At 63.3% G+C, this 23,953-nt stretch carries 21 protein-coding genes, 1 tRNA gene and 1 pseudogene; 15 read left to right on the forward strand and 8 right to left on the reverse strand.

What is annotated here, in order from left to right; all coding sequences use genetic code 11:
• The first annotated feature begins 15 nt into the window (after positions 1-15).
• Positions 16-89: transfer RNA gene (locus AC07UW_RS07260), tRNA-Gly, on the forward strand.
• A 388-nt stretch (positions 90-477) separates the two neighbouring features.
• Positions 478-858, forward strand: a complete 381-nt coding sequence (locus tag AC07UW_RS07265) for a DUF805 domain-containing protein (RefSeq protein WP_495211728.1) — start codon at positions 478-480, stop codon at positions 856-858.
• Positions 859-945: 87 nt separating this feature from the next.
• Here AC07UW_RS07265 and AC07UW_RS07270 read toward each other — a convergent pair whose 3' ends face one another.
• Positions 946-1,191, reverse strand: a complete 246-nt coding sequence (locus AC07UW_RS07270) for a hypothetical protein (RefSeq protein ID WP_495211729.1) — start codon at positions 1,189-1,191, stop codon at positions 946-948.
• Between the two features lie 112 nt (positions 1,192-1,303).
• A pseudogene (locus AC07UW_RS07275) lies at positions 1,304-2,343 on the reverse strand (tyrosine-type recombinase/integrase).
• A gap of 464 nt (positions 2,344-2,807) precedes the next feature.
• Between AC07UW_RS07275 and AC07UW_RS07280 the strand changes: the two are divergent.
• Positions 2,808-2,996, forward strand: a complete 189-nt coding sequence (locus AC07UW_RS07280) for a hypothetical protein (protein WP_495211730.1) — start codon at positions 2,808-2,810, stop codon at positions 2,994-2,996.
• 154 nt (positions 2,997-3,150) lie between these two features.
• Here the strand turns inward: AC07UW_RS07280 and AC07UW_RS07285 are convergent, their stop codons facing one another.
• On the reverse strand, positions 3,151-3,906 hold the full coding sequence (locus tag AC07UW_RS07285; RefSeq protein WP_495211731.1) for an SGNH/GDSL hydrolase family protein: 756 nt from the start codon (positions 3,904-3,906) through the stop codon (positions 3,151-3,153).
• A gap of 184 nt (positions 3,907-4,090) precedes the next feature.
• On the opposite strand from AC07UW_RS07285, the gene AC07UW_RS07290 reads away from it, so the two are divergent.
• The 7 genes from AC07UW_RS07290 to AC07UW_RS07320 all read left to right on the forward strand — a co-directional run bounded on the left by AC07UW_RS07290 (position 4,091) and on the right by AC07UW_RS07320 (position 9,438).
• The gene (locus AC07UW_RS07290; protein ID WP_495211732.1) at positions 4,091-4,534 is read left to right on the forward strand and encodes a hypothetical protein; all 444 of its coding nucleotides are present in this window, start codon (positions 4,091-4,093) and stop codon (positions 4,532-4,534) included.
• Positions 4,535-4,908: 374 nt separating this feature from the next.
• Positions 4,909-5,151, forward strand: coding sequence for a hypothetical protein (locus tag AC07UW_RS07295; protein ID WP_495211733.1), 243 nt, complete (start codon positions 4,909-4,911; stop codon positions 5,149-5,151).
• Between the two features lie 94 nt (positions 5,152-5,245).
• Positions 5,246-6,124, forward strand: coding sequence for a 30S ribosomal protein S6--L-glutamate ligase (gene rimK / locus AC07UW_RS07300; protein ID WP_025874283.1), 879 nt, complete (start codon positions 5,246-5,248; stop codon positions 6,122-6,124).
• A gap of 255 nt (positions 6,125-6,379) precedes the next feature.
• Complete coding sequence (locus tag AC07UW_RS07305) at positions 6,380-6,856, forward strand: hypothetical protein (protein WP_223496339.1); 477 nt, start codon at positions 6,380-6,382, stop codon at positions 6,854-6,856.
• 89 nt (positions 6,857-6,945) lie between these two features.
• Entirely contained in the window at positions 6,946-7,419 is a 474-nt protein-coding gene (locus AC07UW_RS07310) for a hypothetical protein (RefSeq protein WP_140225599.1), read from the forward strand.
• An 8-nt stretch (positions 7,420-7,427) separates the two neighbouring features.
• Positions 7,428-8,105, forward strand: coding sequence for a response regulator transcription factor (locus AC07UW_RS07315; protein WP_025874286.1), 678 nt, complete (start codon positions 7,428-7,430; stop codon positions 8,103-8,105).
• The gene (locus tag AC07UW_RS07320) at positions 8,068-9,438 is read left to right on the forward strand and encodes a sensor histidine kinase (RefSeq protein ID WP_100460170.1); all 1,371 of its coding nucleotides are present in this window, start codon (positions 8,068-8,070) and stop codon (positions 9,436-9,438) included. The genes AC07UW_RS07315 and AC07UW_RS07320 overlap by 38 nt, the downstream gene beginning before the upstream one ends.
• Before the next feature lie 156 nt (positions 9,439-9,594).
• Here the strand turns inward: AC07UW_RS07320 and coaE are convergent, their stop codons facing one another.
• Genes coaE through AC07UW_RS07335 form a run of 3 tightly spaced genes read right to left on the reverse strand, consistent with a single transcriptional unit; the run spans position 9,595 to position 12,347 of the window.
• A complete protein-coding gene (coaE, locus tag AC07UW_RS07325) occupies positions 9,595-10,206 on the reverse strand; it encodes a dephospho-CoA kinase (RefSeq protein WP_223496337.1) in 612 nt (203 codons plus the stop codon).
• 10 nt (positions 10,207-10,216) lie between these two features.
• Positions 10,217-11,080 carry a prepilin peptidase gene (locus AC07UW_RS07330; protein ID WP_223496336.1) on the reverse strand — a complete coding sequence of 288 codons (864 nt, stop codon included), beginning with the start codon at positions 11,078-11,080 and terminating at the stop codon, positions 10,217-10,219.
• 7 nt (positions 11,081-11,087) lie between these two features.
• The gene (locus AC07UW_RS07335; protein ID WP_312107725.1) at positions 11,088-12,347 is read right to left on the reverse strand and encodes a type II secretion system F family protein; all 1,260 of its coding nucleotides are present in this window, start codon (positions 12,345-12,347) and stop codon (positions 11,088-11,090) included.
• Between the two features lie 349 nt (positions 12,348-12,696).
• Here AC07UW_RS07335 and AC07UW_RS07340 point away from each other — a divergent pair, with 349 nt between their 5' ends.
• The 3 genes from AC07UW_RS07340 (at position 12,697) to pilB (ending at position 18,152) form a co-directional block, all read left to right on the forward strand.
• On the forward strand, positions 12,697-13,128 hold the full coding sequence (locus AC07UW_RS07340; RefSeq protein ID WP_223496334.1) for a pilin: 432 nt from the start codon (positions 12,697-12,699) through the stop codon (positions 13,126-13,128).
• Between the two features lie 220 nt (positions 13,129-13,348).
• Positions 13,349-16,411, forward strand: a complete 3,063-nt coding sequence (locus tag AC07UW_RS07345; protein ID WP_495211734.1) for a fused MFS/spermidine synthase — start codon at positions 13,349-13,351, stop codon at positions 16,409-16,411.
• Positions 16,412-16,424: 13 nt separating this feature from the next.
• On the forward strand, positions 16,425-18,152 hold the full coding sequence (gene pilB / locus AC07UW_RS07350) for a type IV-A pilus assembly ATPase PilB (protein ID WP_223496330.1): 1,728 nt from the start codon (positions 16,425-16,427) through the stop codon (positions 18,150-18,152).
• 311 nt (positions 18,153-18,463) lie between these two features.
• On the opposite strand, the gene AC07UW_RS07355 is transcribed toward pilB, so the two are convergent.
• Entirely contained in the window at positions 18,464-19,837 is a 1,374-nt protein-coding gene (locus AC07UW_RS07355; protein WP_336031660.1) for a sigma-54-dependent transcriptional regulator, read from the reverse strand.
• Between the two features lie 54 nt (positions 19,838-19,891).
• On the reverse strand, positions 19,892-21,505 hold the full coding sequence (locus AC07UW_RS07360; RefSeq protein ID WP_336031656.1) for a sensor histidine kinase: 1,614 nt from the start codon (positions 21,503-21,505) through the stop codon (positions 19,892-19,894).
• A gap of 376 nt (positions 21,506-21,881) precedes the next feature.
• Between AC07UW_RS07360 and sucC the strand changes: the two genes are divergently transcribed.
• On the forward strand, positions 21,882-23,051 hold the full coding sequence (gene sucC, locus AC07UW_RS07365; protein ID WP_025874298.1) for an ADP-forming succinate--CoA ligase subunit beta: 1,170 nt from the start codon (positions 21,882-21,884) through the stop codon (positions 23,049-23,051).
• Between the two features lie 21 nt (positions 23,052-23,072).
• The gene (sucD, locus tag AC07UW_RS07370) at positions 23,073-23,948 is read left to right on the forward strand and encodes a succinate--CoA ligase subunit alpha (protein WP_017356169.1); all 876 of its coding nucleotides are present in this window, start codon (positions 23,073-23,075) and stop codon (positions 23,946-23,948) included.
• Positions 23,949-23,953: the final 5 nt, after the last annotated feature.

Here is a 23,953-nt window from a genome sequence, read left to right on the forward strand (position 1 = left end):
GACTTGTCGGGCAACGCGGGCGTAGCTCAATGGTAGAGCTGTAGCTTCCCAAGCTACTGACGAGGGTTCGATTCCCTTCGCCCGCTCCATGTGCCCCAAGGGCTTGCGCCACATCTAGGCGCTCCGCAATTCCGATGCGCTCCGCAATCTGCGGTGATTGGTGGCCCAAGGCGGCCTGGATGGCCTGTGCATCCTCTGAGGTGTGCGTGGCGTGTTTCCAGCTACTTGGGTTGTTGAAATCAGGCATTCCGGTGTCGCTGTAATGGCGGAGCGCCGATGCCCGGTGAACCATTCAACCCGGACGTCAACCGCCTTGTCTGCGCCGTCTTGGCGCGGAGATCGCGGAACTGAAAATCCCCTTCGCTCCCTCCCTGGCCTTCTGGTTCTTGTCGAGCCGATGATTCAGTTGTTGCTTAGTTTGGAGATGCTAAAAGATCGTTAGCTGTGGGTTTTCATCATCCGTTGTTCGGAGTGCGAATGATCGCTGCACTTTTGCCAATCAGACGGTGCTTTGATTTTTCAGGGCGATCCAACCGAACAGAATTTTGGTCGTTCTATCTGCTTGCTGCTCTCGTCGCGGCGCTCAGCTATAGCTTGGTCAATGCCGGATACTGGCTGATCGGCACCGATCTACACAGCTGGGAACTGTCCTCGCGTCTCGGGGATGTGGGAGGGTTTGTAGCGTTGGTTGCACTCTTACTTTTCCCTCTGCCAATGCTCGCGCTGACCGTTCGAAGACTGCACGACATTGATGAGTCTGGGTGGTTCGTTGTGATTGCGTTGGTTCCTCTAGGGGTGTTCGTTCTGTTTCCGGTGATGCTTCTCCCCGGCAGCGAGGAAGAGAATAGATTTGGTTAACCACCATGGACCATAGCGCTTCGACTGGGCGGGTTGGGATTCGATTCCCATCGCGCGCTCCATGTCTCCCAACGGTTTTCGGAGTTCTCAGCGCTTCTTGCCGTCAAGCAGCTGCTTAAACAGAATCGCCTGGTCGGCATTGGAGAGGGTCAATATCCAAATGGGTTCCGGATCGAAGTCGGTGTACGTCGCGACGGTTGGCCCGTCGGTTCTGACTTCACCCGGAAAGGCCAGTTTGACCAGAGCAGCCTCTGTGTCAGCCCGGCGGGTCTCAGGGCCGCGAATGATGTTGCCTTCGACGATGACGGTTTCGTCGCTGGATTCCTTGCGCATGTTCTTTCCTCCGGTTGGTGTTGCCGGATGATTGCTCGGTTCGCTGTTGCGATCTATAGCGCGTCATAGGCCACAACATAACGGCGATCTCGCGATTCTCCCTGCGTTTAACCTAGCGCATTGGGGTTGCCTTCGACCCTCTCTTCTTCCGTACGTAGATTTCGGTAGTTGTGACCGATGAGTGCCCCAACTGGGCCTGCGCTTCGCGAATGTCCTTTGCCGAATCGGCCTTGTCCGTGCCCGCCTTCGCGCGGAGATCGCGGAACTGGAACTCTTCCTTTGCAATACCTGCCTCCTCCCGCGCTTTGTCGAACCGGCAGCGCAGGGCCGCCCGTCCCAGGGCGAGGCCGCCATCGTCCACGATCGGCCGCGTGCTGTAGACCTTCTCTCGCCCGTTCCGGCACTTCTCCCCTTTACGCTTGGCAATGCGGTCAAGCAGCGCGGCCAGTTCGCCCGTGATCTCCATGGTGCCCCGGTTGCTGGTCTTCGACTGCTGGATGATGAAACCGCGCGCTGTGACCTGGCGCACCTCCATCAACCACACATCGCCTACGCGCCGTCCCGTCAGATAGGCAAGGTCCATGGCATAGCGCAGCGCGGCATCGGCACGCGCGTACACGCTTTGAAAGTGTCGTCGTCCACGTACACATCGCTGCCGGTCTCCTTGTTACGCCGGATACCCTCGCAAGGGTTGGGACGGTCGGTGATGCCCTTTCCGCGCGCCCAGTTCCAGATATCCGTGAACAGGGAAACCTCACGATTCGCTATCACCTTCGACTTTCGCCAATCCAGATACTGCCGGATGTTGATCGGGCGAATGGCCTCGAATGGAGCCGGCGGCGCATCGAAGTAGCTCAGCAGCGCGGTGATGCAACGGTTGTTGAGCCGCTGAGTGGTCACGGCCTTGGTGGGCACGACTTCGGCGCGGTAGCGATCTGCGACGTGCCGAAAGGTCACGACTGCCGCGGCGGGGATCGTGCTGGCATGCTCGATCTCGGCCCAGCGCTTGATGGCAACCCCGTAGTCGCTGCCCAATGCGGTCTCGCGCCTCTGCTTACCGCCGTGGTCGTAGTAGTAATGGAGCACGCCCGATTTCTGCTTACGTGGCCTGAACCGGGGGATCGCGCCCGGCTTGCTCGGTTTTCTTCCAATTTCAAGCGACCTTGCTGGAAGTCCATGCCGGTGCACCTATGCGCAGATCATCACGGTGCCGGGCTTTCGCTGGACCGGCGTGCAAGCCTCGCCGAGCGCGGATTGGCAGTGGGCATGCTTCGCGGGTTTGCTTACATCAAATGGAAGCGGCTACACAGTCGCCCAGGGCACGACCGGGAGGGGACATATGCGTTCTTCGGCAATCCGGCGCCGCGGGCGATCAGTAGTCAGATGCACATCATGACCGTAAACGTGGCGGAGTACTGACGTGGAGACCAACATGGCATTTATAAGCGAGAGCGCAGTTTTCGGAACTCGGGTGGAAGCAATCGCCCCCGCATAGGCATCGACTGGAACCCATACACCAACGATGGCCCGGTCACCTTTCACTTCGAGAAGTTGACCACCCAGGCAGACGGCACAGTGTTGGAGCGCGCCTTTCTGCGTGTCCACCCTGCAATGAAATGATCAGTGACCTGTTGGCAAAGACCTACGTCATCACCAGCCCGGTGACCGGCGAAGAGAGTATCGAGCCGGGTTGGAAACTGATGGCGATGATTAAGGCTGCGACCGACGCCATCCATCTTGCGAGGCTGCAGCCACCAGCAGTCGAGGTCTCGCAGCCTACTGTAGAGCCCTGGGTGGCCGGCTAAGCGGCCGTCCTTAGTCACGTTGGACTCCGCTGTCAGATCGCCGGGACAAGGCGGTGCTGCAGAGAGCCGCGATCATCATCGCGGACCTGGCCGCAGTGCCGCTGGGGTTCGGTTGATAGCTGAGACGTAATCCATGCTTCGATTGCGTTAAATGTCAGTTGGCATCGATAATCTGCTTCACGATTGGGCGAAGTACGTTGTAGGCGTTCTCACCCTTCAACTGGTAGAGCTCTGGAGTGGGGTGAGTGCAATCAGACAGAAGCTCTCGCCAATTAGGCGTGGCAAGCAATGCCCAGAATTGGGAAGCCATTGGTATGTTCATTTCATACCCCAGCTGATCGAGATGCATCACGTAGTGCGGCATGCCATTCTCTCGGGCTGGGTGACACGATGGATTAGGCTCGTAGATCACCACGGTTTTGCCGTGTTCTCTCGCAATACGAACCAGCTCGCCCATCACGCGTTTGTACTCCTGTGGTGATGCAGAGATCTTTCCTTGCTCTGGGCGGGAGAACAGATAGGCATCGCCGAGCCCAAAGTTCAGAGTCACGATCTGGGCATGGGATTTCGCCATGACAGACTCCCACGGGCGGTGAATTCCATCGGTCCCGTCCAGCGCATCTGATGATTGAATTCCGCCAACTCCCTCATTTTTCACAACGACACGGTCACCGAACTCTCCCCGCAGCAAACGCTGCAGCGTGTTGGGCTGATTCATCGCAGCGACGATTGTTCCGGAAGGTGTGGCCGTGTAGCCCACGGTTGTGGAGTCGCCATATTCCTCAATAAGAATTTGCTTCGTTGTCGCGTCAACCGGAGCCGCAGCATCTGCAGTAGTGACCGGCGCAGAGCAGGCGACAAGGAGCGGCGAAACGATGGCCAGTGGTGCTAGTCGAAGTATCGAGGTCATGCGCAGATTCTACCTGCCCTGCTCGCCGGCATCAGTGATCACAAGCCCGCGATGTAGCTGGGTCTTCTTCAGGCCACCGGCTGCAGCAGATCCTTGCGGTTGTTCCGCGGCGTGTTCACCGCCCGGCTGACGCGGTAGGCCTGCACCACGCGGCATCAACGGCTCCTGCGGACAGATTGCCGACATGTGCTATTCCGCCCAAATCGAAGCCGCTTACCAGGAGCTGGTCCGCATGACGGGCGCCACTGTATCGCTGCAGGAGTTCGCCACGCTCTACGCCCACGACCCGGGCAAGAAGCGGCCCAAGACCTCCAGGGCGATGGAAGACGCGTTCCGCGCCGGCACCAGCGCGGCAGAGCGGGCCGTTTGGGCGGAGTTCCAGCAGTGGAACCAGGCCGAGGCCGCCATTCTGGAGCGGGAGCTTTTCGCCAACCGAAAGCGCCTGGCCGATGCGGAGCGATCGTTGCAGGCCAAGGAGACGAAGAAGGCCCGGGAAGACGTGCGCATCGCCGGCAACAAGATCGAGCGCGCCATGGGCAAGCTGGCCGACCTCAAGCGCGCCGAGGTCAAGGACTGGGACAGCCGGATCTTCCCCGGGGTCTACGCACCGGTGATTCGCAGCTACTAGCGATCACATGTTGAGTTCGCCGCTTCGCGGTGTATCGACACCGAGTGGTAATCTCCGTCGGTCGAGGACGGAGGTGGAATGGAAAGCACAATCGCGTCAGCTCTGATCGCTGCCGGGGCAGGTCTACTGACCGTTGGGATTACTGCAGCGGTGGCAGCCGCTGTGGTTGATTTTACAGGTCATGTCCCGAAGCTTCCCGAGCTACTGACGAGGGTTCGATTCCCTTCGCCCGCTCCAGAATCCAGACCCCGGTAGCGGCACTGTCGCTTCCGGGGTTTTTTGTTTGCGCACGGCGTACAGATTCAAACAATCCGCATGTCCTGCCGCTGTGGCCTCCGTTAGCTTGTTGCTCTCATTTCAGGGAGTACACAGGCATGGATCGCAGGGATGACGTCGTCACCGCGCTGCATCGGATCTATCTTTCCGCCGGCATCGGTTCGGCCAAACAGGTCGAAGCAGTCCGAGCACTCGGGCGCGCCGGTGGTCCAGAGGCAGCGCAGTTGATTGAGCAGATCTATCAGAGCGCCTTCAGCGGGTCGGCGATCCAGATGGCCTGCATCGCGGCGCTGGGCGAAGCGGCGCGCGCCTACCCGACGGTGCTGCCGCGCACGGAGTGAGCTGGGCAGCCACTGCCGCGCGTGGCCGCAACAGCATCATCCGGTCGCAACGCTGCCACGCTATGCTGCGCGCCTGCCGACCGATCCCACTGCGATGAAGCTCGCCATCCTGTCCCGCAACACCCGGCTGTACTCCACCCGCCGGCTGGTCGAGGCCGCGCGCGCGCGCGGCCATACCGTGCGCATCCTCGACCCCCTGCGCTGCTACATGCGCATCGCCGCGGACGGCTTTTCCATGCACTACAAGGGCCGGCCGATGACCGGCGTGGACGCGGTCATCCCGCGCATCGGCGCTTCGGTCACCCGCTATGGCACCGCCGTGTTGCGCCAGTTCGAACTGATGGGCGCACGCACGCCCAATCCGTCCGACGCGATCCTACGCTCGCGCGACAAGCTGAGGGCGCACCAGCTGCTGGCGGCCAAGGGCATCGACATGCCGGTCACCGTCTTTGGTGACAACCCGGATGACACCGTCGACCTGTTGTCCATGCTCGGCCCGCCGCCGCATGTGGTAAAGCTCAATGAAGGCACCCAGGGCCGTGGCGTGATCCTCACCGAGAAGGCCAGCGCCTCGCGCGGCATCGTCGAAGCCCTACGGGGGTTGTATGCCAACTTCCTGATGCAGGAGTTCATCGGCGAAGCCAAGGGAGCCGACCTGCGCTGCTTCGTGGTTGGCGACCAAGTGGTGGCGTCGATGCAGCGCCAGGCCCCGGAAGGGGATTTCCGCTCGAATCTGCATGCCGGCGGTACTGCGGTGGCGTCCAAGGCCAGCCGGGCCGAGCAGCAGGTGGCGGTGCGTTCGGCCAAGGCCCTGGGGCTGGGCGTCTGCGGGGTGGACCTGATCCGCTCCGAGCGCGGCCCGCTGGTGCTGGAGGTGAACTCCACCCCGGGGCTAGAAGGGATCGAGGCCGCCTGCGGGGTGGATGTGGCGGCACGCATCATCGAACACGTCGAGAAAATCAAAAAATCCTGATATTTCAGTGGTTTGAAATTAAATTCAGGCAGGGTTGGCGGGTTTAACACTGCTTTAATCGCCCCGGGCGTAGCCTTCAACGAACCGCAGCTCTGCCTCTCAGCAGGATCGGTATCGGGATACAACTTCAGGCCCAGGCGGGTGCACCGCCTGGGTCTTTTTTATGCCCTGTGTCCCCCTGCCAAGGGGCCCTTGTGGGCACGTGGGGACACTCGTAGAGTTGGGCCTTCGTTCCGAAGGATCGGGAGGTTGGCGATGTACCGCACCACGATGATCGTGCTGTTGCTGTGTCTGCCTGGCGTTGCACTGGCCAAGCCGGAAAAGGCGGCTGTGCAGATGGACCGCCAGACCCCGGTGGCCGAGCAGGTCCGCCAGGTCGAAAAAGCCCTGCAGCAGGGGGACTACAACGAAATATCCGCCGACGACCGCAGTCAGGTCCAGCAGGCCTTGGCGCGGATTACCCAGCGGATGGGCGACCGGCAGACCGTTCAGGAGCTGCCGCCGCAGGTACAGAATGACGTTTTCAACGATCAGGAACGGGTCAACAGCATCCTGACGCGCGCCCACGACGACAGTCGCCAGATCTGCTCGTACCAGCGCACTACGGGCAGCAACATGCCCAAGAGCCGGTGCATGACCGTGGCCGAACGGCGCCGCATCGAGGAGAAAGGCAAGGCCCTGCTCAACGACCAGCGCACCTACAGCAACGTGAACCCGGACTCCAAGCTTTAAGGCGGCCTGCACCCTGCCGGCCAGCACTTGCTGGCAGAGCGGGCATCCGCATACAGTCTGCGTTCACCTCAGACAGGGATTCGTTTGTCATGAAGCATCCAGTGATATCAGCGGTTCTGGTTTCGGCGTTGGCCCTGGTCGCTGCCTCGGCAGGGGCCAAGAGTGCCGAAGAGGTATTCCTGCCGGGCAAGCCGCTGCTGCAGCAGGTAGAGCGCATCGAGATCGAACTCAACGATGGCGAAACCTATTCCGAGCTGCGTCAGGAAGAGCGCGGCAAGGTGCGCGAGACCCTGGTTCGCATCCGCGCCGCCGCCGAGCAGTACCCCACCAAGGACGCGATGCCTGAATCGGTACGAACCGAGGTCTTCAACGATCAGCAGGTCGTGAACACCGTTTTGACACGGGCGCGTGAAGATAGTCGTCTAATATGCCGACGTGAGAAGGCCATTGGTTCCAACATGTCGTCCACGCAGTGCTTGACCGTCGCCGAGCGTGCTCGGCAGAAGGACAAGGCGCAGCGCGACATGGGCCAGGCCCAGCGCGTCGGTAAATTCGTCAATTAGAGGTGACAGTGAGAATCCTGGTAATCGAAGACAACAGCGACATTGCGGCCAATCTGGGCGACTACCTGGAGGACCGGGGCCACACGGTGGACTTCGCTGCCGACGGAGTGACCGGGTTGCATCTGGCTGTCGTGCACGAGTTCGACGCGATTGTCCTGGATCTCAACCTGCCAGGCATGGACGGCATCGAAGTCTGCCGCAAGCTTCGCAACGAAGCGCGCAAGCAGACCCCCGTGCTGATGCTGACCGCGCGCGATTCGCTGGACAACAAGCTGGCCGGCTTCGATTCCGGTGCTGACGACTACCTGATCAAGCCGTTCGCGCTGCAGGAAGTGGAAGTGCGTCTGAACGCCCTGTCGCGTCGCGGCAAGGGCGTGCAGACCCGCGTGCTGGAAACCGGTGACCTGGAGTACAACCTGGACACGCTGGAAGTGCGCCGGCAGGGCAAGCTGCTGCAGCTCAACCCGACCGCATTGAAGATCCTGCAGGCGCTGATGGAAGCGGCCCCGGCCGTGGTCACCCGGCAGGAGCTGGAAACCCGTGTCTGGGGCGAAGAGCTGCCGGACTCCGATTCGCTGCGCGTGCACATCCACGGCCTGCGCGCCGTGGTGGACAAGCCCTTTGAAGTGCCGATGATCCAGACCCGCCATGGCATCGGATACCGCATCGCCACGCCGGAAGCCTGATTCGGTGGCAAGCAAGGGGGAGCGCCGGCGCACGCCTTATCGGCGGCGCCTGCGCAGCCGCATCATCGTCTCGTTCGTGTTGTTGGGCTTCTGCCTGACGACACTGTTCGCGTTCGCCACCAACTGGGCCCGCATGCGGGTGGAAAACCAGTTGGTGGAAGACGTGATGAACCGCAACATCAGCGAGTACGTGCGGCGCTACTACGAAAGCCCCGACCGCAATCCCGACCTGCCCGTGCAGCAGATGCGTGCGCGCCTGATCAAGCCGGACAAGTTCGAAGCCCTGCGCGAGGAAGAGCCGGACTGGTACGAGTTCAAGGACGGCCTGTACAACATGGGCGGGGTGGACGAGCGCGGCGAGCGCTATTCCTACAAGCTTGCTGTTCGCAAGACTCCTGATGCCTGGGCGTTTCTGGCCTACGACATGACCGACAGCGTTCGCGGTGGGCAGCAGCTCAACCGCGCGCTGTTCCTGTCGGTGCTGGTGTTCAGTCTGCTGTCACTGGTGCTGGGCTGGTGGTCGGCCTCCAAGGTGATGAAGCCGGTCTCGGATCTGGCCGCGCGCCTGCGTGCGTACCGTGGCGGCACCAGCGATCCCGAACCATTGGCGCCACGCTTCCCCGATGACGAAGTGGGGCAGCTGGCCCAGGCGCTCGATGACTATTCTTCGCGGCTGACCGAAGTGGTGCAGCGCGACCGTGAGTTCAATGCGGACGTCAGCCATGAGTTGCGCACGCCGCTGGCGGTGATCCGTGGCGCAACCGAGTTGCTGCTGACCCGCCCGGGCCTGGACGAAAAGGTGCTGCAGCGCCTGCAGCGCATCCAACGTGCCGAGCAACAGTGCAGCGATCTGATTGGTGCCCTGCTGCTGCTGTCGCGCAACGAGCGCGGGCAGGGCAGCAGCAATGTAGCCCGGGTGGCCGAGCAGCTGCTGGACGCGCACCGCGCGCAGTTGGGTGGCAAGCCGCTGGAGCTGCATCTGGATGGCGAACGCGACCTGGTCATCGATGCCCCCGAAGCGGCGTTGTCGGTGGCGCTGGGCAACCTGATCGGCAATGCGGTGAAGTATTCGCAGGATGGCGAGGTGCGGGTGCATGTGGGCGCCAACGCCGTATCGGTAACCGACAGCGGGCCGGGCTTGAGCGAGGAAGATGCCGCCAAGCTGTTCCAGCGCGGCTACCGCGGTACCCATGCCGGCCACTCGCAGGGTGGCGGTATCGGCCTGTCGATCGTCAGTCGCCTGTGCGATCTGTACGGCTGGCAGGTAAGCGTGCGGCCGGGCGGTGCCCGCGGCGTGATCGCCACGCTGACGTTCTCGCCGAAGCCGCTGTAGCCCCTTCTGCCCGGGTGAGATGGGGTCCGGCTTCCGCTAAGGGCGTTGATTACCCCGGCGCGACCTGGTGAATTGCCTCGATCGACGCATTGTCCTGTGCGGTGCAGGTCACCAAGGGGCCTGCATCCGCCATGCCATGCATGGTGAGCCCCGGGCTTACCCGGCCGCCAACACCAGATACCGCGCGTGCAATCGCTCGACCTGCGCCTGCAGGTCATCCGGATGGCCATCATTGACGACCACGTCATCGGACAGCGCCAAGCGCTGTGCTCGGCTGGCCTGAGCGGCGATCATCTGGTCGGCCAGCGCCGCGTCGATGCCGTCGCGTTGCATCAGCCGGGCGTGCTGCACGGCCTCGGGGGCATCCACCAGCAGCACCCGGTCCAGCCACGGGTAGGCAAGGCGGCCACCTACTTCGGTCAGCAGCGGAATCGCCGCCAGCGCGTAGGGGCTGGCGGCCTGCTCGCACTGCTGCTGCATCAACAGGCGGATGGCCGGGTGGGTGATCGCTTCCAGCGCCGTCCGCTCGGCCGGGTCAGCAAAGATGTGGGCACGCAGGCGCGCCCGGTCAAGGCTGCCATCGGCCAGCAGGATTCCCGCGCCGAAGCGCTCGGCAATCAGGGCAAGGGCAGGGCTGCCCACCGCCACCACCGCGCGCGCGGCCAGGTCGGCATCGGCCACGACAATCCCCAGCGCCTCGAAGCGCCGGGTGACCTCGCTCTTGCCCGAGGCGATGCCGCCGGTCAGGCCCACCACATAACGGCTCATCGGTGCGCCCTCAGCGCAGCCCGCTCATCACCAGATACTGGTTCAACAGCGGCTCGCCCCACATGAAGAACAGCCAGCCGGCCAAAGCCAGGTAGGGCCCGAACGGGATCGGCGTCGCCCGGTCCCGGCCACGGCTGTACAGCCAGATCGATCCGATGATGGCGCCCAGCACCGACGACATCAGGATGATCGGCAGGATGCCCTTCATCCCACACCAGGCACCCAGCGCGGCCAGCAGCTTGAAATCGCCGTGGCCCATGCCTTCCTTGCCGGTCAGCTGCTTGAACAGCCACCACACCGACCACAGCGACAGATAGCCCAGCAGGGCGCCCAGCAGGGCCGGTTTGGCCGGCATGTACAGGTTGTCGATGCTGCCTATCAACCCCAGCCACATCAGGGGCAGGGTCAATTGGTCCGGTAGCAGCTGGGTGCGCAGGTCGATGCCGGACAGGGCGATCAGGAAGCAGGTCAGCACGATCGCGCCGAAGCCCTGCCAGCCGAAGCCGAATTGCCACACGCAGGCCAGCACCATCACTGCGGTCAGCGCCTCCACCAGCGGGTACTGGATGGAGATCGGTGCCTTGCAGTGGCGGCACTTGCCGCCCTGGATCATCCAGCTGAACAGCGGGATGTTCTCGTACCAGGCCAGCTTGTGCTTGCAGTGCGGACAGTGCGAAGGCTCAACCACGATGCCCGGCGGGGGCGGCTCGTAGAAGTCCGGCTCCTCCAGTACTTCGCGGGCGTCGCGCTTCCACTCCCACTCCAGCCGCTTGGGCAGGCGCAGGATGACGACGTTGAGGAAGCTGCCGAGAAGCAGTCCCAGGCCGGCCGCGGCGGGATAGCCGAGGCCGGGATGCTGGTCGAGAAATGCCATTGTTACCTTAGCCGACGACGGCGCCGAGTTTGAAGATGGGCAGGTACATCGCAATGACCAAGCCACCGACAAGGGTACCAATGAATACCATGATCATCGGTTCCAGCAGGCTGCTCAGGGCGTCCACTGCGTTGTTGACCTCCTGCTCATAATACTCGGCCACCTTGAACAGCATCGTGTCCAATGCGCCAGCCTCTTCGCCGATGCCGGTCATCTGGATGACCATATGCGGGAACAGGTTGAGCTGTTTCATGGCCATATTGACCGGATAACCCACCGACACGTCATCGCGCATGCGCAGTACGCCATCGCTGTAGACCTTGTTGCCGGTCGCGCCGGCAACGATGCCCAAGCCTTCCACCAGCGGCACACCGGCCTTGAACGTCACCGCCGTGGTACGGGCGAAGCGGGCAATGGCGCTGTTGTGCATGATCTGGCCGATCACCGGTACCTTCAGTACCAGCCTGTCCACCGTGTGCTGCATCTTCTCCGAGCGCCGGTAGGTCATCGCGATTGCGACTACCGAGCCGATCAGCACGATCGCCATCAACCACCACCACGACACCATGAACCGGGACAGGTTCACCACCATCTGGGTAAAGGCAGGTAGATCGGCGCCGAAGCTCTGGAACACCTCTTCGAACTGAGGGACGACCCATACCAGAAGGATGGTGCTGACCAGGAATGCGACGGCCAGGACCATCGCTGGGTAGAACAAGGCCTTCTTGATCTTGCCCTTCAGCGCTTCGATGTTCTCTTTGTAGGTGGCAATGGTGTCGAGCACCGTTTCCAGCACACCCGCGCTTTCGCCCGCCCGCACCAGGTTGCGATACAGTTCGTCGAACTGCACCGGATGGCGGCTGATCGCTTCATACAGGGAGGAGCCGCCCTCGATGTCGGTGCGCACCGTATCGACCAGCTTCTTCATTCGCGGATTCTTGTGGCCGCTGCCGATGATCTCCAGCGCCGACACGATCGGCACGCCGGATTTCATCATCGTCGCCATCTGCCGACTGAAGAAGGCGATGTCCTTGGGCGTGACCGGTTTGCCGGCAGCCCCGAACAAGGGCTTCGGCTTGACCTTGACCTGACCAGGGTTGATGCCTTGGCGGCGTAGCTCGGCGCGCAGCAGATTGGCGTTCTTCGCCAACTGTTCGCCCTTCATCTTGATTCCCCGCTTGTCGGTCCCCTCCCAGACAAACGGCTGCAACTCCATGGTGCTACGCGCCACGGGCTCTTTCTTGATCGCACTGCGACTGACAGACATGTTGGCTCCCCGGCCCGCCATCCCCAGACGGGCATCTGCCGATGGTAGCGGGTTCACCGCCGACTTGGCAGATCCGGACGGGGGCAGAATGCGAATTCGTGCCGGCTGCCGACCAAAGGTGACGCACTGCGTCACATTGCTGGGTTCGTCGCAATTCCTGTTAAGGGGGCTTCCCATTCAAGAATTTGCTGCCATCATTGGCCCCGGGGAAATCCAGGGGGAGGCGTGCCGGGGTTGGCACGCAACCTGCGTTGATCCACCCGCAGGGTGCAGGACACGCTCAGCCGGCCACTGGCCGGACCGATCCAGCGCACTGACTCAACCACCACTATCTTGGGGATGTATCACTATGAAGAACCAGAAGGGCTTCACCCTTATCGAACTGATGATCGTTGTTGCGATCATTGCCATCCTGGCCGCCATCGCGCTGCCGGCATACTCGAACTACACCAAGAAGGCCAAGGTCTCGGAAGTGATCCTGGCGGCTTCTTCGCTGCGTACCGACCTGTCGGAGTACGTGGCCAGCAACAACAAGCTGCCGGACAACAAGTGGCAGCCGGACTTCCAGCAGACCAAGTACGTCAGCAAGCTGGAGTGGGACGGCAAGGCAATCGTTGCCACCGCACAGGCGATCGGTGACAGTAGCATCGACGGCAAGACCATCACCCTGACCCCGGACGACACCAAGGTGGCCAACGGCGTGATCCCGGAATGGACCTGCGAAGGTTCGATTGATACCAAGTTCCGCCCGGGCTCCTGCCAGGGCAAGCCGGCGAAGTAAGACTTCCTGATTCAGGATGTTGGTATTACCCGGACGGGGGGCGCAAGCCCCCCGTTTTCGTTCCTGGTGGAGGATGTGCGCAGCGAGCAGGACGATGAAATTTTTTGAACTGAAGGTACATCTGTTGAAACAGCGTGGCTCGTTGCTGGGCCGAAGAGACTTGCGCGGATTTCAGTGATGGTGTCTTGTTGTTGACTGAGCATGCGACTGGGGAGCCGCAATGAGCCGTGCATCAAACAGCCATGGACCATGGCTGCTGCTGATCTTCATTCTGTCCGGCTTCGCCGGGCTGATCTACCAATCCATCTGGACGCAGTACCTGGGGCTGTTCCTCGGGCATTCCTCCCACGCGCAGTCGCTGGTGCTGATCCTGTTCATGGGCGGCATGGCTCTGGGGGCGTGGCTGGTCAGCCGCCGCAGTGCCCTGTTGCAGCGGCCGCTGCTGGCCTACGCGGTCATTGAACTGGTGATCGGTGTACTGGGTATCGGCTTTGACGGGCTGTTCCAGGGGGCGACCGGTTGGGCCTATACCCACCTCATGCCCGGCATGGAAGGATCCTCGTCCACGGCATTGCGCTGGGCGCTGGCCACCGCCTTGGTGCTGCCGCAGTGCGTCCTGCTTGGGGCGACATTCCCCCTGATGAGCGCCGGCTACATGCGGCTGCAGCCCATGGCCCAGGGCGAAGTGCTGGCCGGTCTGTACTTCTCCAACAGTCTGGGAGCGGCGGCCGGTGCGCTGGTAGCAACCTATCTGCTGCTGCCGGCAGTTGGCCTGCCGGGAACCGTGCTCAGTGCAGGCCTGCTCAACATCGCCGTGGCCATTCTTGTCTATCCGCTCGCCCGCGACGGCAGCGCTCCGGTAGTGGTGGCCCGTCCTGTCCCGCTGACCTCGGTGGATGCGCCCCGCGACGCAGCGGTGCCGGTGCCGGTGCTGCTGGTGTTGCTGGTGGCGGCCGCCACCGGTGCATCGTCCTTCGTGTACGAAATCACCTGGGTCCGCATGCTGTCGCTGGCGCTGGGCACGACGTTGCATTCGTTCGAGTTGATGCTGGCCGCGTTCATCCTGGGGATCGCCTTCGGCGGGCTCTGGCTGCGCCGTCGGGCCGACCGCATGGTCTCGCCACTGCGCGTGGCTGGCTGGGTGCAGGTCTGGATGGGGTTGGCCGCGCTGGCGTCGATGTTCGTGTACGCGCAGGCCTTCGACTGGGTGGGTTGGCTGATGCGAGTCATCGTGCGCAGCGCCGATGGCTACATTCTCTACAATGTGGCCAGTGCGGCCATCGCAGCGCTGGTGATGTTCCCGGCGGCGTTCTTCGCCGGCATGACCCTGCCGCTGCTGACGCTGGCATTGCTGCGCGCGGGGCAGGGCGAGCGCGCCATCGGGCAGACCTACGCATTCAATACGCTTGGGGCGATCGTAGGCGTCCTGGCGGCCATCCACCTGCTGATGCCGTTGCTGGGCCTGAAATACGCGTTGCTGGTGGCAGCGGTGGTGGACATTGCGCTGGGTCTGGTGCTGCTGCAGCGGGTGCAGGGCGCTGCCACAGGCTGGCTGCGCTCGCCCGTGCTGCGGGCCGGTGCAGTGGGCGTGCTCGGCGTGGTCGCGGCCGTGGTGCTGGTGCGATTCGACCCACTGGTATTGAATTCCTCCGTCTATCGTCATGGCAATGTGCGTCTGGCTGATTCGGCAACGATGCTGTTCTCCCGTGATGGCCAGACCGCTACCGTGGCGGTATATGAGAGCGCTTCAGCGACCGGGCCCATGCGTGCCATCGCCACCAACGGCAAGGTCGACGCGGGCATGGCAACGTCGATGAAGCAGGCGCCAACCAGCGACGAATCGACGATGATCCTGTTGGCTGCGCTGCCGCTGGCGCTGCGCGATGACTACCAACGCGTGGGCGTGATCGGCTTCGGCTCGGGACTGAGCACCCACACCCTGCTGGGCGATCGCCGGGTCGGCCGGGTGGATACGGTGGAAATCGAGCCCGCGATGGTGGAAGGCGCACGCCTGTTCGGTAAGCGCGTCGAACGCGCGTTCAACGACCCACGCTCGCATGTGGTGATCGATGATGCCAAGTCCTATTTCGCGGCCAGTCCGCGCAAGTACGACCTGATCATTTCCGAGCCCTCCAATCCCTGGGTGGGTGGCACCGCTGCGTTGTTCAGTGACGAGTTCTACCAGTTCGTGCCGCAGCAGCTCAACGAAGGCGGCGTATTCGTACAGTGGTTGCAAATGTACGAGATCACCCCCGAGCTGGTCAGCTCGGTGCTGGCCGGCATGCTGGAGCAGTTTTCGGACGCGCGCGCCTATCTGGCCAACAGGGGTGATTTGATCCTGGTGGCGACTCCCAAGGGCAAGCTGCCTGCGATGAATGACAGCCTGTTCCAGCAGCCAGCGCTGCGTGAGGAGCTGGCGCGGATCGGGGTGCATTCGCTGGCTGATCTGGACGACACGCTGTCGATGGACGATGCCGCGCTGAGGGCGTTCGTTCCGTTGTATCCGGCTGCACGCAATTCGGATTATTTCCCGACGTTGAAGTTGAAGGCACCCGTGGCGCGCTTCCAGCGTGCGTTCACTCCTGATTTCCAGGAAGTTATGGCTACCCCCTGGCCAATCCTCGCGCGACCACAACCCGTGCGCGATGCCCCCATTGGGGCGGGGGCTTCGCAGCCTGCTTCAAGCCGGGAAGACCGGCGTCCGCGTGCGCATGCTTTGGCCGAGGTGCTGCAGGACAGGGTTGTGACGCCAGTTGATATCGCTGCGGCTGACTGGCTGCGGGCACAGGCGCTGCGCGGACTGGCCGGCCGCTGTGAGCTGGACAAGGCGCCGGTGGAGACCGCCAGGTTGCTGTTTGCACTGGCCGGTGACACCACCCCGTTCCTTCCGCCGGAGCAACGCTCGGCCCTGTGGGTACAACGGGCCTGGATGGACTGCACGCCGAAGGACCCGACCGTGGCTTCAAGCCTGGCGATGGTCGCTGCTGCGGCCAATGACGATCACCACGCTGTACTCACGGAAGGCCGACGATTGTTGCAGGGAGAGCAGGGAGCCGAACTGCTGGCTGATGCCGCAGCAGGCTATTATCTGTTCGGTGCAATGCAGCATGCAGCGCGCGGACTGGGGGATACCGCAGCCTCGCGCCAGCTGACGGATCAGTACTGGAAGGCGCTTGCGCCGGATGCCCGACGGAGCGGGGCGCTGCGCCTGCTGAGCTATCTGGCTTCCACCGGGCCGGTGGCTGCTGCAAAAGTCGAATCCCTGCCGTCAGGGCGCGAGTAGAACGAGGAATACCATGAGCGTTGTTTCCACCCCCAACTTGGTCGGCATCACCGGCCTGGCCCGCCGCCTGGTCCAGGACGGCGCGCTGGATGAAGCTGCCGCCCGCGACGCCATGGCCAAGGCAACCGCCGCGCGCCAACCACTACCGACCTGGTTCGCCCAGAACAAGGTGGTAGGGGCCGCGCAGCTGGCGGCCGCCAACGCGGTCGAGTTCGGCATGCCGCTGTTCGACGTGTCCACGTTCGACAGCAGCCAGAACGCGATGAACCTGGTCAGCGAGGAGCTGCTGCGCAAGCACAACGTGCTGCCGCTGTTCAAACGCGGTGGGAAGCTGTTCGTGGGCACCAGCAACCCGACCCATTCGCTGGATGAGATCAAGTTCCACACCAACTTGGTGGTCGAGCCGATTCTTGTCGATGAGGACCAGATCCGCCGGACATTGGAACAGTGGCATGCCAGCCACGACACCATTGGCGATTCCCTTGGGGGCGATGATGAGGGCATGGCCAACCTTGATGTCGGTCTCGGCGACGAGGACGGCGCGGGCGGCGATTCGGGCATCGACGCGAAGGGCGACGATACCCCGGTAGTGAAGTTCGTCAACAAGGTACTGGTTGATGCGATCCGCAAGGGGGCGTCGGACATTCATTTCGAGCCTTACGAAGACGACTACCGGGTGCGCCTGCGCATTGATGGCCTGCTGAAACTGGTCGCGCGCGCGCCGGTCAAGCTCAGCCAGCGCATTGCCGCGCGCCTGAAGGTGATGTCGCAGCTGGACATTGCCGAAAAGCGCGTGCCGCAGGACGGGCGCATCAAGCTCAATCTTTCAAAGACCAAGCAGATCGATTTCCGCGTCAGCACGCTGCCCACCCTGTTCGGTGAGAAGGTGGTGCTGCGTATCCTCGATGGCAGCGCGGCCAAGCTGGGTATCGACAAGCTGGGTTACGAGCCAGAGCAGCAGAAGCTGTTCCTGGAAGCGATCCACAAGCCTTACGGCATGGTGCTGGTGACTGGCCCGACCGGTTCGGGCAAGACGGTGTCGCTGTATACCGCGCTGGGTATCCTCAACGATGAGACCCGCAATATTTCCACTGCCGAAGATCCGGTGGAAATCCGCCTGCCCGGCGTCAACCAGGTGCAGCAGAACAACAAGCGCGGCATGACCTTCGCAGTAGCGCTGCGTTCCTTCCTTCGTCAGGATCCGGACATCATCATGGTGGGCGAAATCCGCGACCTGGAGACGGCCGAGATCGCGATCAAGGCGGCCCAGACCGGTCACATGGTGCTGTCCACGCTGCATACCAATGATGCGCCGCAGACCATCGCGCGCCTGATGAACATGGGCATCGCGCCGTACAACATCACCAGTTCGGTGACGCTGGTGATCGCCCAGCGACTGGCACGCCGGTTGTGCGGCAACTGCAAGCGCCCGGCCAACCTGCCGGCGCATGCGCTGCTGGCCGAGGGTTTCACCCAGGCGCAGCTGGATGCGGGCATCGAGCTGTACGAGGCGGTGGGCTGCGATGAGTGCACCGAGGGGTACAAGGGCCGTACCGGTCTCTACCAGGTCATGCCGATGACAGATGAAATCGCAACCATCGTGCTGGCTGGCGGCAATGCGCTGCAGATTGCCGAGGCTGCGCAGGCCATTGGTGTGAATGACCTGCGGCAGTCGGCGTTGAAGAAGGCGGCCGCGGGCGTGACCAGCCTGGCCGAGATCAATCGCGTCACCAAGGATTGATGCCGTAGATCCACGCCATGCGTGGATGGGCGGTGCACGGGGTTGCCGGCCAGCGGCCGGCACTACCATTTCGACGCAGAACGGCCGGTTGATCCACGCCGTGCGTGGATGGGGCAACCAGTAGATCCACGCCATGCGTGGATGGGCGATGCACGAGGTTGCCGGCCAGCGGCCGGCACTACCATTTCGATGCAGAACGCCCAGTAGATCCACGCCGTGCGTGGATGGCAGTTTTCAGTAGATCCACGCCATGCGTGGATGCGCGGTGCGTGAGGTTGCCGGCCAGCGGCCGGCACTACCACGGGGTAGCCTTATTCCATTCCCAGCTTCTTAAGCTTGTAACGCAGCGCGCGGAAGGTGATGCCCAGCTGCGCGGCGGTACGGGTCTTGTTCCAGCGGTTTTCTTCCAGCGCGCGTTGGATGGCACTGCGCTCGAGCTGCTCGATATACGAGGGCAGGGCAGCACTGCCCGGATGCAGATCCACCACCGCTTCGGCGTGCGCAGCGCTGCCGGGTGAGCGAGGCGCATGCTGCGGCAGGCGCAGATCGTCCGCGCCGATACGGTCTTCCTCGGCCAGTGCCAGCGCGCGTTCGAGGATGTTCTCCAGCTCGCGCACGTTGCCCGGGAAACCGTACTGGGCCAATGCGTCCAGCGCCGAAGGCGCCAGCAGCGGGGTGGCGCGGCCGTGGCTGCGGGCCAGTCGTGCCAGGATCGACGCGGCAAGCGCGGGCAGGTCCTGGCGGCGTTCGCGCAGCGGCGGCACGCGCAGTTCGATCACATTGATGCGGTAGTAGAGGTCGTGGCGGAAACGCCCGTCTTCGACCAGCTCGGCCAGATCCCTGTGGGTGGCCGAGAGGATGCGCACATCCACCGGTTCTTCGCTGGGGGCGCCAACCGCGCGCACCGATTTTTCCTGGATCGCACGCAGCAGCTTCACCTGCATCTGCAGCGGAAGCTCGGCCACTTCATCCAGGAACAGGGTGCCGCCGTGCGCGGCCTGGAACAGTCCCGGTTTGTCGGCATGGGCGCCGGTGAAGCTGCCCTTGCGGTGGCCGAAGAACTCGCTTTCCATCAATTCGGTGGGGATGGCGCCACAGTTGACCGGCACGAACGGCCCGGCGGCGCGTGCGCCCTGCGCGTGGATGGTGCGTGCGACCAGTTCCTTGCCCACTCCGGATTCGCCCAGGATGTAGACCGGTGCCTGGCTGCGCGCAACCTTGCTGATGGTGGCGCGCAGCACGTCCATGGCCGGCGAGTCGCCAAGCAGGCGCGCGGCCTGTTCGGCAGCAGGCCCGGCAACGGGGCGTTCGCTGTTGTTGAGTTCCAGCGCATGCTTGACCAGGCCGCGCAGCACGGTGATGTCCACCGGCTTGCTGACGAAATCGAAGGCACCGGCTTTCAGTGCTTCCACGGCCAGGTCCATGCTGCCGAAGGCGGTGATCATCGCCACCGGCGTGCGCGGGTAGTGCTGGGCGATCTCGCTGACCAGTTCGATGCCGTTGCCGTCGGGCAGGCGCATGTCGGTGATGCACAGGTCATAGGGATTGCTGGCCAGCAGTTCGCGGGCTTCGGCAAGGTTGGCGGCGGTGCTGATGCGCAGGCCCATGCGGCCGAGGGTCAACACCAGCAGTTCGCGGATATCGCGTTCATCGTCGACGACGAGGGCGCTGCGGGTTTCGTTCATGGGTGGGAAAGATAGCCGAGGGGGTGGGATGCGACAAATGTTTGACGGGCGGAATCAGTCCGGAAACAGCGTGTGCGGTCCAGGCAGAACCAGGCGGAAGCAGGAGCCGCCGGCGGGTACGGGGATGTAATCCAGTCGCGCCTGGTTGGCCCGGCACAGCTCACGGGCGATGTACAGCCCCAGCCCGGTGCCGTGCTCGGAGGTGGTGAAGAAGGGGCGGAACAGCTGAGCGGCGACGGTCTCCGGGATGCCGGGGCCACGGTCCATCACATCGATCACCGCACTGCGTTCGTGCTGGGCCACGCGCAGCCTTACGCGCGCGGGCTGCTCGCCGATGCGGCCGTACTTCAGTGCGTTGTGCACCAGCACGGTCAGCACCTGGTACAGGTGGCGCGGGTCGACCTGGGCCGGCACCGATGTGTCGTTGATGATCGGTTCGATGCTGTCGGTTTCCAGCGTCTGCCCCTGCTTGTACTCCAGTACGAAGCGGCGCACGAAGGCGGCCAGATCCACGTTTTCCGGGTTGGCGCGTTCGCGCCGGGCCAGGCCCAGCACGCTTTCAACGATGCCGTTGGTGCGCTGGCACTGCTGGTGGATGATCTGCAGCAGGCGACGGTCGCTTTCGTTGAAGCCGGTACCTTCTTCCAGCAGCTGCACGGCATAGTTGATGGCCGCCAGCGGGTTGCGGATCTCGTGCGCGAGGCTGGCCGAGAAGCGCCCCATCGCCGACAGAGTGAGTGATTCGGCGCGGCGTGAGACCACGCTGGAGTCGTCCAGGAACACCAGCACCAGGTCGCTGCCGGCCAGCAGGCGGGCGAAGCGTGGCTGCACTTCCGGCTGGTCGGGGTTGAGCTGCAGCGGCATTTCATCCTGTGCCCAGCCGTTGCGCCAGCGTTGCAGGCGCCGCGCAAGTTCGGGGGCGACACTGGCCAGGTCGAGGCGGCCGGAATCACTGTTGCCATCGCGGTCGCCCAGCAGGATCGAGGCGGCTTCGTTGGCCAGGGTGATGCGGTTGCCGGCGTCCACCACCACCACGCCGGTGCGCATGCGGCGGATGATCAGTTCGTTGATCTGGAACAGGTTGGCCACTTCGTCGCCACGCTGGTTGGCCAGCTGCTGGTTGCGTCGTGCACGGTTGCCGACCTGGTAGCTGATGAAGGCCAGCGCCAGGTAGCTGGTGGCGAACATCGCCAGTTCGGCCAGGGTGCGGGTGGGGTCGCCGCCTTCCAGCACCTTCCACAGGTATTCGGCAGCAGTGGCGACGCTGGCGGCCAGCGCCAGCAGCAGGCCCCAGCTGAGCGGCAGCAGGGTGGCGGCGGCGGCGATGTTGAACAGCAGCGACATCGAGATGCCGGCGCTGGCGCCGGGCAGGGCGTGCGCCAGCAGGCTGGCGGCGACGATGTCCAACAGCACGCCGCCGACCACGATCTGCCGCAGCCAGCGTTCGTTGCGGCCGATCACCAGCCACAACAGGGACAGCAGCAGATAAGCGGCGCCGACCGAATAGGCCAGGCGCGGGTGGTGGGCTTCGCCGACCATGGCCGACAACGGGCTGTAGAGCAGGGCGGCGATGACCGAGGCGATCAGCACCCGGTACAGGGCGAAGAAATACAGCTCGCGCCGCGGTATCGATTCGATGCGGTCGATCAATGAAGCACTGGGTGACACGCCGGAACTCCCCTTCTGGCTGCCTGGAACTGGATCATGACGGCGGTGGGCCGAACTGCCCGACGTCCCCCGATCGTCGGATGTGCTCGCTGCCCGGTTGCCGGCACCGTGGGCTCGAATTTACGGCACCAGTATAGGGGGCCTGTACCGGGCTGGGCTGCGCAATCGACCCGGCCCGGCCTTTGGGGGGCGAGCCGTGCCGTGCCGCAACTGCCTGAATGCCCGTGGAAATCTGGCCGGTTGCGGCCTTTTGTCCATACTTCTTTGCGCCCCGGCGCCGGCTCGGCCACAATAGTGGGCCCGCCGCGGTCCATGCCGGCGCCCCGCCGGGGCCCTGAGGAATTGCGTGCGGTCGTTCCTATTCCCACGGTGACGCATGAATTTCCACGAATACCAGTCAAAACAACTGCTTGCCGAGTACGGCATCCCGGTCCCGGCCGGCAAGGTCGCTGCGACCCCGGACGAAGCTGTTGCCGCTGCCAACTCCCTGGGCCAGGGCCCCTGGATGGTCAAGGCGCAGATCCACGCTGGCGGCCGCGGCAAGGCTGGCGGCGTCAAGTTCTGCAAGACCACCGACGACGTGAAGGCCGCTGCGGCCAAGATGCTCGGCACCAAGATGGCCACCTACCAGACCGCTGGCGTTGAACTGCCGGTCAACCTGGTGCTGGTGACCACCGCCGGCGAGATCGTCAAGGAACTGTACCTGTCGGTGCTGGTTGACCGTGGCACCAAGACCATCACCTACATCGCCTCTTCGGAAGGCGGCGTGGAGATCGAGCAGGTCGCCGCTGAAACCCCGGAGCTGATCCACTCGCTGAACGTCGACTTCGTCGAAGGCGTGCAGGGTTACCACGGCCGTGATTTCGGCTTCAAGCTGGGCCTGACCGCCAAGCAGGCCGGCCAGTTCGCCAACATCATGGTGAACCTGTACCGCCTGTTCAACGAAAAGGATCTGGCGCTGGTTGAAATCAACCCGCTGGCCATCCTGGACGACGGCAACCTGTATGCGCTGGACGGCAAGTTCGACAGCGACGACAACGCCGCTTTCCGCCAGAAGGCCCTGGTCGCCATGCGCGACAAGACCCAGGAAGATCCGACCGAAGTGATCGCTTCGGAGCTGGACATCAACTACGTCACCATGGACGGCAACATCGGTTGCATGGTCAACGGCGCAGGCCTGGCCATGGCCACCATGGACGTCATCAAGCTCAACGGCGGCGAGCCGGCGAACTTCCTGGACGTGGGCGGCGGTGCCAACAAGCAGCGCGTCATCGAAGCGTTCAAGCTGATCCTGTCCTCGGACAAGGTCGAAGGCATCTTCGTCAACATCTTCGGCGGCATCGTCCGCTGCGACATGATTGCCGAAGGCATCATCGCCGCCGTGAAGGAAGTGGGCGTCAAGGTTCCGGTCGTGGTGCGTCTGGAAGGCACCAACGTGGAAGAAGGCAAGCAGCTACTGCGTGACAGCGGCATGGCCATCATCCCGGCCGACAACATCAACGACGGTGCCAAGAAGGTCGTCGAAGCTGTCAAGAACGCCGCCTGATCCGACACCGAAGGAAATCCAATGTCAGTTTTGATCAATAAGAACACCAAGGTGATCGTGCAGGGCTTCACCGGCCAGCAGGGCACCTTCCACGCCACTCAGATGATCGAGTACGGCACCCAGGTTGTTGGCGGCGTGACCCCGGGCAAGGGTGGCACCACCCATATCGACCTGCCGGTCTTCAACACCGTTGCCGACGCCGTGCAGAGCACCGGCGCCAACGCTTCGGTCATCTACGTGCCGCCGCCGTACGCGGCTGACGCGATCCTGGAAGCCGCTGCTGCCGGCATCAAGGTCATCGTCTGCATCACCGAAGGCATCCCGGTGCTGGACATGCTGCGCGTCAAGAACGTGCTGACCCGTTCGCATCCGGACACCGTGCTGATCGGGCCGAACTGCCCGGGCGTCATCACCCCGGGCGAGTGCAAGATCGGCATCATGCCGGGCCACATCCACAAGCCGGGCAAGATCGGCATCGTGTCGCGTTCGGGCACCCTGACCTATGAAGCGGTCAAGCAGACCACCGAAGTCGGCCTGGGCCAGTCCACCTGCATCGGCATCGGTGGTGACCCGATCAACGGCCTGAACTTCGTCGACTGCCTGAAGCTGTTCAACGAAGATCCGCAGACCGAAGGCATCATCATGGTCGGCGAAATCGGCGGTGACGCTGAAGAAGCCGGTGCCGAGTACATCAAGAACCACGTGAAGAAGCCGGTCGTCGGTTTCATCGCGGGTGCTTCGGCTCCGGCCGGCAAGCGCATGGGCCACGCCGGTGCGATCGCATCGGGCGGCAAGGGCACTGCCGAAGGCAAGTTTGCTGCCATGGAAGCTGCTGGCGTCGTCACCGTGCGTTCGCCGGGCGACCTGGGCGCTGCCATCGCCAAGCTGGTGAAATAAGACCG

The organism is Stenotrophomonas sp. GW821-FHT02D01 (genome assembly GCF_059421765.1).

Bases quoted from the DNA above. Each gene is read 5' to 3' on its own strand.
- AC07UW_RS07265 (WP_495211728.1), top strand. From the start codon at position 478: ATGATCGCTGCACTTTTGCCAATCAGACGGTGCTTTGATTTTTCAGGG.
- AC07UW_RS07270 (WP_495211729.1), bottom strand. From the start codon at position 1,191: ATGCGCAAGGAATCCAGCGACGAAACCGTCATCGTCGAAGGCAACATC.
- AC07UW_RS07280 (WP_495211730.1), top strand. From the start codon at position 2,808: ATGATCAGTGACCTGTTGGCAAAGACCTACGTCATCACCAGCCCGGTG.
- AC07UW_RS07285 (WP_495211731.1), bottom strand. From the start codon at position 3,906: ATGACCTCGATACTTCGACTAGCACCACTGGCCATCGTTTCGCCGCTC.
- AC07UW_RS07290 (WP_495211732.1), top strand. From the start codon at position 4,091: ATGTGCTATTCCGCCCAAATCGAAGCCGCTTACCAGGAGCTGGTCCGC.
- AC07UW_RS07295 (WP_495211733.1), top strand. From the start codon at position 4,909: ATGGATCGCAGGGATGACGTCGTCACCGCGCTGCATCGGATCTATCTT.
- rimK (WP_025874283.1), top strand. From the start codon at position 5,246: ATGAAGCTCGCCATCCTGTCCCGCAACACCCGGCTGTACTCCACCCGC.
- AC07UW_RS07305 (WP_223496339.1), top strand. From the start codon at position 6,380: ATGTACCGCACCACGATGATCGTGCTGTTGCTGTGTCTGCCTGGCGTT.
- AC07UW_RS07310 (WP_140225599.1), top strand. From the start codon at position 6,946: ATGAAGCATCCAGTGATATCAGCGGTTCTGGTTTCGGCGTTGGCCCTG.
- AC07UW_RS07320 (WP_100460170.1), top strand. From the start codon at position 8,068: ATGGCATCGGATACCGCATCGCCACGCCGGAAGCCTGATTCGGTGGCA.
- coaE (WP_223496337.1), bottom strand. From the start codon at position 10,206: ATGAGCCGTTATGTGGTGGGCCTGACCGGCGGCATCGCCTCGGGCAAG.
- AC07UW_RS07330 (WP_223496336.1), bottom strand. From the start codon at position 11,080: ATGGCATTTCTCGACCAGCATCCCGGCCTCGGCTATCCCGCCGCGGCC.
- AC07UW_RS07335 (WP_312107725.1), bottom strand. From the start codon at position 12,347: ATGTCTGTCAGTCGCAGTGCGATCAAGAAAGAGCCCGTGGCGCGTAGC.
- AC07UW_RS07340 (WP_223496334.1), top strand. From the start codon at position 12,697: ATGAAGAACCAGAAGGGCTTCACCCTTATCGAACTGATGATCGTTGTT.
- AC07UW_RS07345 (WP_495211734.1), top strand. From the start codon at position 13,349: ATGAGCCGTGCATCAAACAGCCATGGACCATGGCTGCTGCTGATCTTC.
- pilB (WP_223496330.1), top strand. From the start codon at position 16,425: ATGAGCGTTGTTTCCACCCCCAACTTGGTCGGCATCACCGGCCTGGCC.
- AC07UW_RS07355 (WP_336031660.1), bottom strand. From the start codon at position 19,837: ATGAACGAAACCCGCAGCGCCCTCGTCGTCGACGATGAACGCGATATC.
- sucC (WP_025874298.1), top strand. From the start codon at position 21,882: ATGAATTTCCACGAATACCAGTCAAAACAACTGCTTGCCGAGTACGGC.
- sucD (WP_017356169.1), top strand. From the start codon at position 23,073: ATGTCAGTTTTGATCAATAAGAACACCAAGGTGATCGTGCAGGGCTTC.